This is a genomic window from Streptomyces sp. cg35, assembly GCF_050410835.1.
Taxonomy (GTDB): Bacteria; Actinomycetota; Actinomycetes; order Streptomycetales; family Streptomycetaceae; genus Streptomyces.
Genome location: NZ_CP191268.1, coordinates 7466642 through 7478647, shown reverse-complemented (window position 1 = coordinate 7478647; position 12006 = coordinate 7466642). Strand labels below are relative to the sequence as shown.

11 protein-coding genes are annotated in these 12006 nt (G+C 71.7%); 5 read left to right on the top strand and 6 right to left on the bottom strand.

Translation table 11 applies throughout. From position 1 onward, the window contains the following. The first annotated feature begins 364 nt into the window (after nucleotides 1-364). The gene (locus tag ACQUQD_RS34245; RefSeq protein WP_428956060.1) at nucleotides 365-1132 is read left to right on the top strand and encodes an MIP/aquaporin family protein; all 768 of its coding nucleotides are present in this window, start codon (nucleotides 365-367) and stop codon (nucleotides 1130-1132) included. An 83-nt stretch (nucleotides 1133-1215) separates the two neighbouring features. Then, nucleotides 1216-2733, top strand: a complete 1518-nt coding sequence (gene glpK, locus ACQUQD_RS34240) for a glycerol kinase GlpK (protein WP_428956059.1) — start codon at nucleotides 1216-1218, stop codon at nucleotides 2731-2733. Nucleotides 2734-2812: 79 nt separating this feature from the next. Here glpK and ACQUQD_RS34235 read toward each other — a convergent pair whose 3' ends face one another. The 4 genes from ACQUQD_RS34235 to ACQUQD_RS34220 are packed head-to-tail and all read right to left on the bottom strand — an operon-like array spanning nucleotide 2813 to nucleotide 7038. Then, nucleotides 2813-3421 carry a GTP-binding protein gene (locus ACQUQD_RS34235; protein ID WP_428956058.1) on the bottom strand — a complete coding sequence of 203 codons (609 nt, stop codon included), beginning with the start codon at nucleotides 3419-3421 and terminating at the stop codon, nucleotides 2813-2815. A 51-nt stretch (nucleotides 3422-3472) separates the two neighbouring features. After that, nucleotides 3473-3886, bottom strand: coding sequence for a DUF742 domain-containing protein (locus ACQUQD_RS34230; RefSeq protein ID WP_428956057.1), 414 nt, complete (start codon nucleotides 3884-3886; stop codon nucleotides 3473-3475). A gap of 9 nt (nucleotides 3887-3895) precedes the next feature. Next, on the bottom strand, nucleotides 3896-4333 hold the full coding sequence (locus ACQUQD_RS34225; RefSeq protein WP_428956056.1) for a roadblock/LC7 domain-containing protein: 438 nt from the start codon (nucleotides 4331-4333) through the stop codon (nucleotides 3896-3898). Beyond that, nucleotides 4330-7038, bottom strand: a complete 2709-nt coding sequence (locus ACQUQD_RS34220; protein WP_428956055.1) for a nitrate- and nitrite sensing domain-containing protein — start codon at nucleotides 7036-7038, stop codon at nucleotides 4330-4332. The genes ACQUQD_RS34225 and ACQUQD_RS34220 overlap by 4 nt, the downstream gene beginning before the upstream one ends. Nucleotides 7039-7455: 417 nt before the next feature. On the opposite strand from ACQUQD_RS34220, the gene ACQUQD_RS34215 reads away from it, so the two are divergent. Continuing rightward, on the top strand, nucleotides 7456-7872 hold the full coding sequence (locus tag ACQUQD_RS34215) for a hypothetical protein (protein ID WP_428956054.1): 417 nt from the start codon (nucleotides 7456-7458) through the stop codon (nucleotides 7870-7872). A gap of 119 nt (nucleotides 7873-7991) precedes the next feature. Here the strand turns inward: ACQUQD_RS34215 and ACQUQD_RS34210 are convergent, their stop codons facing one another. Next, nucleotides 7992-9257, bottom strand: a complete 1266-nt coding sequence (locus ACQUQD_RS34210) for an NAD(P)/FAD-dependent oxidoreductase (RefSeq protein WP_428956052.1) — start codon at nucleotides 9255-9257, stop codon at nucleotides 7992-7994. A 30-nt stretch (nucleotides 9258-9287) separates the two neighbouring features. Next, the gene (locus ACQUQD_RS34205) at nucleotides 9288-9608 is read right to left on the bottom strand and encodes a bifunctional 3-phenylpropionate/cinnamic acid dioxygenase ferredoxin subunit (RefSeq protein WP_428956051.1); all 321 of its coding nucleotides are present in this window, start codon (nucleotides 9606-9608) and stop codon (nucleotides 9288-9290) included. 160 nt (nucleotides 9609-9768) lie between these two features. Here ACQUQD_RS34205 and ACQUQD_RS34200 point away from each other — a divergent pair, with 160 nt between their 5' ends. Both ACQUQD_RS34200 and ACQUQD_RS34195 read left to right on the top strand, forming a co-directional pair. Next, nucleotides 9769-10605 carry an IclR family transcriptional regulator gene (locus ACQUQD_RS34200; protein WP_428956050.1) on the top strand — a complete coding sequence of 279 codons (837 nt, stop codon included), beginning with the start codon at nucleotides 9769-9771 and terminating at the stop codon, nucleotides 10603-10605. Nucleotides 10606-10874: 269 nt separating this feature from the next. Continuing rightward, nucleotides 10875-11960 carry an S-(hydroxymethyl)mycothiol dehydrogenase gene (locus tag ACQUQD_RS34195; protein WP_428956049.1) on the top strand — a complete coding sequence of 362 codons (1086 nt, stop codon included), beginning with the start codon at nucleotides 10875-10877 and terminating at the stop codon, nucleotides 11958-11960. Nucleotides 11961-12006 lie beyond the last annotated feature (46 nt).

Here is a 12006-nt window from a genome sequence, read left to right as displayed (position 1 = left end):
CAAATGCCGTGCGGGCAGCGGCACTTAGAGGACGGTGCGCCACCGGTTAACCGTTGCGGTCCGCGACCTTGACGCTCCAGTACGGCCGGTGAACACTTCCGGTGTCAGTCGGCGTCGCCGCATGTCGGCCTACCGTCCGCTCGGGCCCCCTTGCCTGCCCTTGGGGCGCTTCCTGCCGGGTTGTGGCAGGTCGGGCCGCTCCCCCACGCGCGATCGGCGGCTGGACGGGCACGCTCGTCACGGACGCCGGGCGGGGCGCGGGAGACCCCTGCCTTCGGCCGACGTGGTCAGAACCAGCCATGGGAAACGCACCCTGCACGGAGGACCGGGGCGCACCGCCCCGGGCGAGGGCCTAGGAGCCGCCATGAGCAACGGAGACATCTTCGTCGGTGAGGTCATCGGCACCGCCATCCTGATCCTGTTCGGCGCGGGCGTCTGCGCCGCCGTCACTCTCAAGTACTCCAAGGCGAGAGCATCCGGGTGGATCGTCATCGCGTTCGGCTGGGGCTTCGGCGTCCTGGCCGGGGCGTACACGGCCGCACCGCTCTCCGGCGGTCATCTCAACCCGGCCGTCACCATCGGTATCGCCGTCGACACCGGCAAGTGGGACAAGGTCTGGGTCTATCTGTGCGGCCAGATGGTCGGCGCGATGCTGGGCGCCGTCCTCGCGTATCTGGTGTATCTCGCGCAGTTCAACGCCAACGTGAGCGCGGGCGCGGAGAACACAAAGGGCGCGGCGGTGGACGCGGGCGAGGAGGGTCCGATACCGACGCTCGGGATCTTCTCGACGATTCCCGAGATCCGGAACCTGGTCGCGAACCTGCTCACGGAGATCATCGCGACGATCGGTCTGGTCCTGCCGATCCTCGCCTTCGGCCTGACCAAGGGCCTGGGCCAGTCGGGCACGCAGGTGCTGATCGTGGCGCTGCTGGTGGTCGGTATCGGCCTGTCGCTCGGTGGGCCGACGGGGTACGCGATCAATCCCGCCCGCGACCTGGGCCCGCGCATCGTGCACCAGTTCCTGCCCATCCCCAACAAGGGCACCTCCGACTGGGGTTACGCGCTCGTCCCGGTCGTCGGACCGCTCATCGGGGGCGCGCTGGCAGGGGTCATCTACAACGTGGCGTTCTGACGCGCAGCGTCCCGAGCACTCTCGACAGCTCTCCCGAACGACTGTCTTCTGAAGAACGACCGTCTTCTCACGAAGGGGTAGCCATGCCCGACAACTCCGTGAAGTACGTCGCCGCCATCGATCAGGGCACCACCTCGAGCCGCTGCATCATCTTCAACCAGGACGGCGAGATCGTCGCCGTCGACCAGCGCGAGCACCGCCAGATCTTCCCGAAGCCCGGCTGGGTCGAGCACGACGCCACCGAGATCTGGTCCAAGGTGCAGGCCGTGGTCGCCGGCGCGCTCGCCAAGGCGGGTCTGCGCGCCGACCAGCTCAGCGCTCTCGGCATCACCAACCAGCGGGAGACCACGGTCCTGTGGGACCGGGCGACCGGCAGGCCCGTGCACAACGCGATCGTGTGGCAGGACACGCGGACGTCGGCGCTGTGCAACGAGTTGGGCGGCGCGGACGGGCAGGACCGTTTCCGCGAGCAGACCGGGCTGCCGCTGGCCAGCTACTTCTCCGGCCCGAAGGCCGCGTGGCTGCTCGACAACGTGCCGGGCCTGCGGGCGCGCGCGGAGCGGGGCGAGATCGCCTTCGGCACGATCGACTCGTGGCTGATCTGGAACCTGACGGGCGGCACCGCCGGCGGCGTCCACGTCACGGACGTCACCAATGCCGGGCGCACCATGCTGATGAACCTGGAGACCCTCCAGTGGGACGCGTCGATCCTGTCGGCGATGAACGTCCCCGAGGCGGTCCTCCCGGAGATCCGCTCGTCGGCCGAGGTGTACGGCACCGCGGTGGGCCAGCTCGCCGGGGTGCCCGTCGCCTCCGCGCTGGGCGACCAGCAGGCGGCCGTCTTCGGGCAGGCCTGCTACGACACGGGCACGGCGAAGAACACCTACGGGACGGGCAGCTTCCTGCTGCTCAACACCGGTAACCGGCCGGTGCCCTCGAAGAGCGGCCTGCTCACCACCATGGGGTACAAGATCGGCACCGAGGCGCCCGTGTACTGCCTCGAAGGGTCGATCGCGATCACCGGTGCCCTGGTGCAGTGGTTCCGCGACCAGCTCGGCATCATCAAGAGCGCCGACGAGATCGAGACGCTGGCGGCGAGTGTGGACGACAACGGAGGGGCGTACATCGTGCCCGCGTTCTCCGGTCTGTTCGCGCCGTACTGGCGCTCCGACGCGCGCGGTGTCGTCACGGGCCTGACCCGGTACGTCACCAAGGGGCATCTGGCCCGCGCCGTCCTGGAGGCGACGAGCTGGCAGACCCGTGAGGTCGTCGACGCCATGTACCAGGACTCCGGGGTGCAGATCACCACCCTGAAGGTCGACGGCGGCATGACGAAGAACAACCTCCTGATGCAGCACCAGGCGGACGTGCTCGGGGTGCCCGTCATCCGGCCCAGGGTCTCCGAGACGACGTGCCTGGGCGCCGCGTACGCCGCCGGGCTCGCGACGGGCGTGTGGAACGACCTGGACGAGCTCAAGGCCCACTGGCAGCGCGACGCCGAGTGGACGCCGTCGATGGACGCGCAGACCCGGGACCGTGAGTACCACAACTGGCACAAGGCGGTGGAGAAGAGCTTCGGCTGGCACGAGGACGGGGTGTAGGCCGGACCGGTGAGCCGGCACGCGCGCGTAGCGGCGTCGTAGGCCCTACGCGTGCGTGCGGCACGGCACGGATCCGTTCTCAGGTCACGGCGGGCTGCCGCCGCCGGGCGGCGGTCGCCGCGGCGTGCTCGACGACACCGATGAGGACGTCCTTCACGGAGTCCTTCTCGCGGGCGTCGCACAGGACGACGGGTACGCCCGCGTCCAGGTCGAGCGCCTGCCGCACCGAGTCGGCGGGGTAACGGGAGGCTCCGTCGAAGCAGTTGACGCCGACGACGAACGGGATGGAGCGCCGCTCGAAGTAGTCGACGGCGGCGAAGCAGTCCTCCAGGCGGCGGGTGTCCGCGAGGACGACGGCGCCCAGCGCTCCGGTGGCGAGCTCGTCCCACAGGAACCAGAAGCGGTCCTGGCCCGGCGTGCCGAAGAGGTACAGGACCAGGTCCTGGCGGAGCGTGATCCGGCCGAAGTCCATGGCCACGGTGGTGGTGTGCTTGCCCTCGACGCCCTGGGTGTCGTCGACGGGCCGGCCCGCCTCGCTCAGCAGCTCCTCCGTGCGCAGCGGCCTGATCTCGCTGACCGCGCCGACCAGGGTGGTCTTGCCCACGCCGAAGCCGCCCGCCACCAGGATCTTGAGCGTGACGGGCTCGACGGGGGCGGCCTTGCCGCGCTCGGAACGCCCGAAGATCATGGGTTGTCTCTCCTGCCTCACTGATGTCGCTGTGTGCTGTGCAAGGCCCGGTCAGAGGGCTCTGAGGCCGTTGATGACGTCGCGCAGAATGCCCTCGTCGGGCAGTTCCGCGGGCGGCACGGGACGGCTCACGTGGACCAGTTCGTCGTCGACGAGATCCCCTATGAGGACGCGGATCACGCCGATGGGCAGGTCGAGTTCCGCGGCGAGTTCGGCGACCGACTGCGGGGTGTCCCGGCACAGCTCGACGATGTCGACGTGTTCCGGCGACAGGGTCTGGTCGGTCGCGGGGTCGTCGCCGCGGGACTCCGCGACGACGACCGCGATCAGGTCGAGGCGATGCTGGCCGACGCTGGTGGTGCGGCCGCGTGTCATGGCGTACGGACGCACGACGGGACCGGCCTCGTCGTCGAACCAGTGGTCCGTCCCCGGCGTCCCCTGTATACCGTCACCGTCTGCGCTCATGCCGAACCACTACCCCCCGGCGGGCTGATCCGTGCGCGGAGCCGTCCCCAGATGTGCGCCCACCCGCTTGACCAGCAGGGTCATCTCGTAGGCGACGAGGCCGACATCGGAGTCCGCGTCGGACAGGACCGCGAGGCAGCTGCCGTCACCGGCCGCGGTGACGAACAGGAAGGCCTCGTCGAGTTCGACGACGGTCTGCCGGACGCCGCCCGCGTCGAAGTGCCGTCCGACGCCCTTGGCGAGGCTGTGGAACCCGGAGGCGACGGCGGCGAGGTGCTCGCTGTCCTCCCGGCTGAGGTCCTTGGAGACCCCTGTCGGCAGTCCGTCACCGGAGAGCACGAGCGCCTTGTGGATGCTGGCGACACGCTCGACCAGGTCGTCGAGGAGCCAGTTGAGCTCCCTCGAACCACCGTTCGTGGTGTGCGCGGTGGCCTTTGGTGCGGTCATCGACCGTCCCCCTCAGAAGTGGTTCCCTGTGCTGTGCCGTCGGCGCTGTCGTCGCTGGCGGCGTTCTCCTCGCGGCCGCGCCGCCAGCCACGCTGGAGCGAGGCCATCCGGCTGCGTACCTCATCGGCGTCCCGGTCGGCGGGCGATGCGGAGACTGTCTCGTCGCGGGCCGAGGCGCGGTCGGCGCGCGCGTCGGGCCCTTCCTTCAACTGCGGTGCCAGGTTGGCCTGTCGTACGCGCCGGGGCAGGCCCGCGGTGCCGGTGTCCGGGCGCTCGGGCTGCGCCGTCCCGGAGGACGCGGTGGCCCGGCCGCGCCGCCTGGGGAGGTCGGCCAGGGAGGCCGGCGGGGTGTCGCGCAGTCCGTCGCCGCTGTCGCGGTCGTGCCGCTCGCCCGGTTCCCCGGCGCCGCGGTCCGGCCGAGTGCGTGTGACGGGCCTGCCGTGCGAGCTGACCAGCTTGGGGGTGCGGCGGCGGGGCAGCGCCACGAGGCCGTCCGGTGTCGCGTCGGCCTCGTCGCTGTGCCCGCCTTCGGCGTCGGGGGCGGGTTCGTCGGCCTGCTGGTGCTGTTCGCCGGGGCTGCCGGCGACCGGGCGGCGGGGGCGGAACAGGGCGCCGCGTTCGCTGTCCTCGTCGCCCAGCGCGCCCGGGAAGGAGGTCATGTCGGACGTGGTGAGCGGCGCTTCCAGCTCGATCGGGCCGTCCAGCACGGAGGCCGGCAGGCCGGGCAGTCCCTCGGCGGCGCCGAGGCCGGCCGGGGCCGCGCGCCGCGCCGCGTCGGGCCGGTCGAGACGGAACCCGGCGCCTTCGGTGTCGGGGGCGTCCGTGAGCAGCGCGTCCGGGATGAAGACGACCGCGGTCGTGCCGCCGTACGGGGACGGCTGCAGGGAGACACGGACGTTCTGCCGCTGCGCGAGACGGCTGACGACGAAGAGGCCGAGCCGGTCGGTGTCGGACAGTTCGAACTCGGGGGTCTCGGCGAGCCGCAGGTTGGCGTCGAGCAGGGCGTCGGAGGCCATGCCGAGGCCGCGGTCGTGGATCTCCAGGGTGAAGCCGTTGGCGACGTGCTCGCCGAGGACCTGGACGGCGGTGTGCGGCGGCGAGAACACCGTGGCGTTCTCCAGGAGTTCGGCCACCAGGTGGGTGAGGTCGGCGACGGCGGGACCGGTCACCGCGATCCGCGGCAGGCGGCGCACCTCGATGCGCTCGTAGTCCTCGACCTCGGCGACGGAGGCCCGCACGATGTCCATCAGCTGGACGGGCTTGCGCCACTGCCGGGAGGGGGCGGCTCCGGAGAGGATCACCAGGCCCTCCGCGTGGCGGCGCATGCGGGTGGTCAGGTGGTCGAGGCGGAACAGGTCGGCTAGTTCGTCGGTGTCCTCGGTCCTGCGCTCCATGGCGTCGAGCAGGGTCAGCTGCTTGTGGAGGAGGACCTGGCTGCGCCGGGCGAGATTGACGAAGACCTCGGAGACGCCGCGGCGCAACTCGGCCTGTTTCACGGCCGCTTCGACGGCGGACCGCTGCAGGGTGTTGAGGGCCTGGCCTACCTGCCCGATCTCGTCCCTGTCGTACTCGAGGCGCGGGGCCTCGGTCTCCACGTCGACCGTCTCACCGGCGGCGAGGCGGCGCATCACGCCCGGCAGCCGGACGCCGGAGGCCTCGTGGGCGTCCAGGCGCAGGCGGCGCAGGTCGCGGACGAGGCCGCGTCCGATACGGACCGACAGGATCAGGGAGACGAGCAGGGCGAGGAGGCCGAGCACGCCGGCGACACCGGCCCGGATGAACACCTGGAGGGCGATCGGGCGGGCCCGGTCCTGGTAGCGCTCGGCGGCCGCGGTGTCGCGGTCGACGAGTTCGTCGAGGACCTGCCCGGAGGCCCGGTCCCAGCTGTCGGCGGTGACGCCCTTCGGCGTGCCGGGCGCCCCGCGCACGACGGCGTTCTCGGCGGTGCGCAGCGGATTGGTGTCGGGGCTGCGCCAGTAGCGCTGGAAGCGGGAGCGCTCGTCGTCGGGCAGCAGCGCGAGGCTGGTGTCGTACAGGAGGGTGCGCTGGGCGATGAGGTCGGAGACCTGGCGCAGTTCGTCCTGGGTGAGCCGGCGGGCGACGAGGCCGGAGCCGACCAGCGCGTCCTCCTGGGCGAGGAGTTCGCGGGCCTTCAGGATGCCGACCACGGCGCGGCCCTGACGTTCCACCTTGGAGTCGTCGAGGGCGGTGAGGTCGAGGAGGAAGTCGTAGGTCGGCTCGATCAGGCGGGTGTAGAAGTCCAGGGCCTGGGCGCGGGTGACGGTCCCCTCGTCGACGTTCCTGCGCAGCGACTCGATGCCTTCGAAGCCCTCGACGGCGGAGTCCAGGACGCCGCGTGCGTCGCCGTCCAGGCGGTCGCGCACGCCGGAGTCTGCGGCCTTCTGCTTGATCCGGGACATCTCCTCGTCGGCGGCGGTGCGCCGGGTCCGCAGCGCCGACTGGGCGTCCGAGGCGCGGGGGTCGGCGAGGTAGACGAGGGTCTGGCGGCGCTCCTCCTGCAGGGCGCGGCCGGTGTCGACCAGCGGATAGCCGATGGCGTCGGCGGCCTTGCCCGCCGAGAGCAGTTGCACGGCGGCGCGGCCCGTGATCACCGAGGCGAAGGCCCATATCGCCGTCAGCGACAGGAGCGGCACCAGCAGCAACGCCACGATCTTCCGGCGGATGGACTTCCCGCGAAAGCGCATGGCCTCCCCCAGATCGGCCCCGCACGGTCAGGGGCACACATGTGCGTCAACAAACGGCGCGAGCCTACTACTGAGACAGGAGCAACTCGAAGACCTGTCCGGATACTGTCTGGCGCAACACGGTTGTGGGCGTCATGAGTTGTCCGGGCATGAGGGGAGATTGCCGCCCGTATTTTCGGCCAGGACCGGCGGTCACTATCGGACGACGAGACACCGCAGTTGGCCGGAAAGGGCCGCTTCTTCGCAGCTCGTCAGGGCAGTTGTCCGATTCCGGGAATCTTCCGGCCTCGTCGTTCGTCTTCTCTCACGGGGCATACGTGAGCACGGCACGGACACCGAGCGGTGGCGTAAAGCAGAGCAAACCGGGCAGTCACTGTGCAGGCCGATGCGGGGGCATCCGGCCGGGGCCCGGGAGCGGTGGGGAGTGGCGTGGTGGCGGACATGGCAGAGCGTCGGGAGCTGTGGGTCGAGGAGCCGGCGAAGCGGCGCCGGATGCCCGATCCCGTCCGTACGGCGGCGGTGCGGGCCGTCCTCATCAGCTCGCTCACCCTGATCCAGGCGATGATCGCCTTCCTGTGCACGCTGGCCGACTCCTGGCTGGCGTTCCCCATGGTGCTCAGCAGTGTCGCCAGCACGGTGGTGGCGACCTGGGGCGTACTGGACGTCTGGGTGACGCGACAGGTGTGGAACCAGCGGCACGGGGTCGTCTCGGTCCCGGCCAGCACGGCCCGACAGCTGCGCAAGGAGCGGCGCCGCGCCCGGCGGGCGGCGCGGCGGGCGCCGGAGAACATACGGGGCCGGGGCGGCAGGGCCGGGCAGTTGACCCACACCTGAGACGACACCCGGGAGACGAGGCCGAGGCGACGGCACCCGGAGGGGCTCGGGGCGCACGCCGGTACGCCCCGATCGGATCTCGGCCGCCGTCCGGATCCGGCGACCGCAGCCGCGGCGAGCTACGCCACGGACACCTGCACAGGCGCGGGCGCCGGCACGCGCATCGGCACCGGAGTCACCGTCGGCGTGGCCGTCGGCTCGGCCTCGGCGCGGGCCAGTTCACGGCGGGCCTTGGTGAAGGGGCGCGGCATGTCGAGTGCGAGGACGGCGGTGGTCGCTCCGTCGCGTTCGTAGCGCGCGAGGAAGGGACCGTCCCCCGGCGAGCCCTCCACGACGCGCACGAGGTCGCCCTCGCGGCGCCGCCCGGCGAACTGGATGCGGGAGCCGTACTGATCCGACCAGAAGTAGGGCAGGGGGCGGGCGTGCTCCACGGTGTGCCCGGCCAGCAAGTTGCGCACGGCGACGCGGGGTTGGGCCGTGGCACTGGTCCAGTGCTCGGCGCGGGAGCCGCCGACGCGGGCCACGTCGCCGACGGCCACGACCTGCGGCAGGGCGGTGACGCAGCCGTCGTCGCAGAGCACACCGTCGCGCACGGCCGTCGCCGAGCCGGCCAGCCAGTCGGTGTTCGGCACGGCGCCGATGCCGACGACGACGATGTCGGCGGGGAGTTCACGGCCGTCGGTGAGAGCGACGCCCGTCACGCGCCGCTCCACGGCGACCGGCGCGGCCCCGTCGGTCGCACCCGGCGCGCCGAGCAGGTGCGCCACGCCCACGCCGGTGAGCAGCCGGGATCCGCCGCGGCGCTGCAACTCCGCGCAGATCATGGCCACTTCGGCACCGAGTTGGGGCAGCAGCGGCAGGGGAGCCGCCTCGACGACGGTGACGTCGTGGCCGAGCGCGACGCAGGACGAGGCGGTCTCGGCTCCGATGAACCCGCCGCCGATCACGACGACCCGTCGGGGGCCGCTCAGCAGGTCGGCACGGAGCGCACGGGCGTCGTCGAGCGTGCGCAGGCCGTGCACCCCCGCGAGGGGCGGGCCCGGCAGCCGGCGGGCGCGCGCACCGGTGGCGATGACGACGCCGTCACCGCAGACGGTGCGGCCGTCCTCCAGGATCACGCTGCGCCCCCGGGCGTCGAGCGCGCGGGCGCGGACGCCGAGCAGCCACTCGGCGTCGAGCTCCCGGGTCTCCTCGGCGTCACAGAGGGCGAGCCGGTCCTCGTCGGCCTTTCCGGTGAGGAAGTCCTTGGACAGCGGCGGCCGGTCGTACGGCGGATGCGTTTCCTCCCCGACGATCACCAGTCGCCCGTCGAATCCCTGGGCGCGCAGCTCGCGCGCCGCGTACAGCCCGGCGAGCGAGGCGCCCACCACGGTCACGGTCCTCATGAGGCAGTGCCCTTCTCTTCGCCGGCGGGACTATGCCGCCGTGTCCGCCGAGGCGGCCGGGTGGACATGGATCACGCCGTCGTCCACGGTCACCCGGTGGGTGCGTACCGGACGGCGGGCGGGCAGGCAGGTCGGCTGTCCGGTACGGAGATCGAATGAAGCCTCGTGGAGCGGGCATTCGACCTGACATCCCTCCAGCCAGCCCTCGGACAGCGAGGCGTCCTGGTGGGTGCAGGTGTCGTCGATGGCGTACAACTCCCCCTCCGCGTGGAACACCGCGATCGGTGGGACGGTGTCGATGCGGACGGATTCGCCGACGGGGAGGTCTTCGAGGCGGCAGACGGGAATCACGGGCCCCCCTCTGGGTCCAGGACTCTTCGGTAACATGATGTTTCATATGGCGCACGAGGGAGCGCCATGCGCAACAGAATCCGAGTCGGGTGCCCGTCGCGTCAAGGGCTTCTCGAAGATGCGGTCCGACAACGGGCCGCCAGGTGGTGAGAGTTGAGCTATGACCCGCAAGCAACTGCAGGTTGAGCCGGGTGCATCGGATCCGTCGGCCAACGGGGGCGCGGAGAAGCAGCCCCGGGGCGCGGCGGGCGCCGTCCAGTCCGTGGACCGTGCCGTGAGCGTCCTGGAGAGCCTCGCCCGGCACGGGGAGGCCGGAGTCACCGAGATCGCCGACGAGTTGGGCGTGCACAAGTCCACGGCGTTCCGGCTGCTCGGCGTGCTGGAGAACCGGGGCCTGGTCGGACAGGCCAAGGAGCGCGGCAAGTACTACCTGGGAGCGGGGGTACTGCGCCTCGCGGGGGCGGCCGCAGTGCGCCTGGACATCTCGCAGGAGGGCGGGCCGGTCTGCCGTGAACTCGCCGACGAACTGGGCGAGACGGTGAACATCGCGGTCCTCGACGAGGACATGGCGGTCAACATCATGCAGGCGCGCGGCCCGGCCTCGGTGACCGCGCAGAACTGGCTGGGCCGGCGCACCCCGCTGCACGCCACGTCCAGCGGCAAGGTGCTGTTCGCGCACCAGCCGCAGGTGCTGCGCGAAGGGCTGCTGGCGCGCACGCTGCCGCGTTTCACCGAGCACACGATCACCGGCACGGCCGCGCTGCGGACCGAGCTGGACGCCGTGCGGGAGCAGGGATTCGCCGTCGCCGTCGAGGAGTTGGAGCTGGGGCTCGCCGCGGTGTCCGCGCCCGCCCGCTCGCACGACGGGAAGGTCATCGGGGCGATCAGCGTGTCCGGACCGGTGTACCGGCTCACCCCGGAGAGCCTGCCGGCCCTCGCCGAGCGCGCCGTGGCGGCCGCCGCCGACCTCTCCCGCCGGATGGGCCACGGCATCTGAGACGGCCGCCGGCGCCGGAGGGCGGTCGCCGGACACGGAACGCGAACACCGGACGCGGAGTCAGGGGAACCTGGCTCCGCGTTCTTGTGTGTCGTTCGTGTTTCGCTCGGCCGGGCCGTTTTGCCAAGGCTTAACTCCCGCCCCTTGACGGCGTCTTGATGGCATTCCCACTATGGCTCCCAGTGTCTCTCATCACGCAACGCATCCTGCTATGCGCAACAGTCGCTCGCACCAGTCGAACAGTGGCGGAACAGCAGAGGAGTTGAGCCGTGTCCCATGAGGTCCGCGCCGTCGTCGCGGTGAAGAGGAGCGCACCCGTCGAGGTGCGGACGATCGTCGTACCCGATCCGGGCCCCGGCGAGGTCCTGGTCGGAGTGCAGGCCTGCGGGGTCTGCCACACGGATCTGCACTACCGGGAGGGCGCGATCAACGACGACTTCCCGTTCCTGCTCGGGCACGAGGCGGCGGGCACCGTCGAGGCCGTCGGCGACGGTGTCACCGACCTCGCCCCCGGTGACTACGTGGTGCTCGCCTGGCGCGCGCCCTGCGGCTCGTGCCGCTCCTGCCGCCGCGGCCGGCCCTGGTACTGCTTCGACTCGCGCAACGCCGTGCAGCCGATGACGCTGCTCGACGGGACCCCGCTCAGCCCCGCCCTCGGCATCGGCGCCTTCGCCGAGAAGACCCTGGTCGCGGCCGGTCAGGCGGTGAAGGTCGACCCGGCGGCGCGGCCCGAGGCGGCGGGCCTGATCGGCTGCGGCGTGATGGCCGGGTACGGCGCGGCGGTGAACACCGGGAACGTGCGGCGCGGCGACACCGTCGCGGTGATCGGCTGCGGCGGCGTCGGCAACGCGGCGATCGCGGGCGCGAGCCTGAACGGGGCGCGCAAGGTCATCGCCGTCGACATCGACGAGAGGAAGCTCGACCAGGCGGAACGGTTCGGCGCGACGCACACCGTCGACTCCCGGGGCACGGACCCCGTCGAGGCGGTCCGCGCCCTCACGGACGGGTTCGGGGTGGACATCGCCATCGACGCGGTGGGCCGTCCGGAGACGTACCGGCAGGCGTTCTTCATGCGCGACCACGCGGGCACCCTGGTCCAAGTGGGCGTGCCGGAACCGGAGATGAAGGTGGAGATCCCGCTCATCGATCTCTTCTCGCGCGGCGGTGCCCTCAAGTCGTCCTGGTACGGGGACTGCCTGCCCAGCCGCGACTTCCCGGTCCTCATCGACCAGTACCTGTCCGGCCGGCTCGACCTGGGCGGATTCGTGACGGAGACGATCCCGCTCGACCAGGTCGAGCAGGCCTTCGCGAAGATGCACCACGGCGAGGTGCTCCGCTCCGTGGTGGTGCTCTGACCCGGCCCGCGCCCCGCAGCCGTACGTCCTGAACCGCTCGGCCCAC

Coding starts and splice junctions, on each gene's coding strand:
- ACQUQD_RS34245 (WP_428956060.1), top strand. CDS start 365: ATGAGCAACGGAGACATCTTCGTCGGTGAGGTCATCGGCACCGCCATC.
- glpK (WP_428956059.1), top strand. CDS start 1,216: ATGCCCGACAACTCCGTGAAGTACGTCGCCGCCATCGATCAGGGCACC.
- ACQUQD_RS34235 (WP_428956058.1), bottom strand. CDS start 3,421: ATGATCTTCGGGCGTTCCGAGCGCGGCAAGGCCGCCCCCGTCGAGCCC.
- ACQUQD_RS34230 (WP_428956057.1), bottom strand. CDS start 3,886: ATGAGCGCAGACGGTGACGGTATACAGGGGACGCCGGGGACGGACCAC.
- ACQUQD_RS34225 (WP_428956056.1), bottom strand. CDS start 4,333: ATGACCGCACCAAAGGCCACCGCGCACACCACGAACGGTGGTTCGAGG.
- ACQUQD_RS34220 (WP_428956055.1), bottom strand. CDS start 7,038: ATGCGCTTTCGCGGGAAGTCCATCCGCCGGAAGATCGTGGCGTTGCTG.
- ACQUQD_RS34210 (WP_428956052.1), bottom strand. CDS start 9,257: ATGAGGACCGTGACCGTGGTGGGCGCCTCGCTCGCCGGGCTGTACGCG.
- ACQUQD_RS34200 (WP_428956050.1), top strand. CDS start 9,769: ATGACCCGCAAGCAACTGCAGGTTGAGCCGGGTGCATCGGATCCGTCG.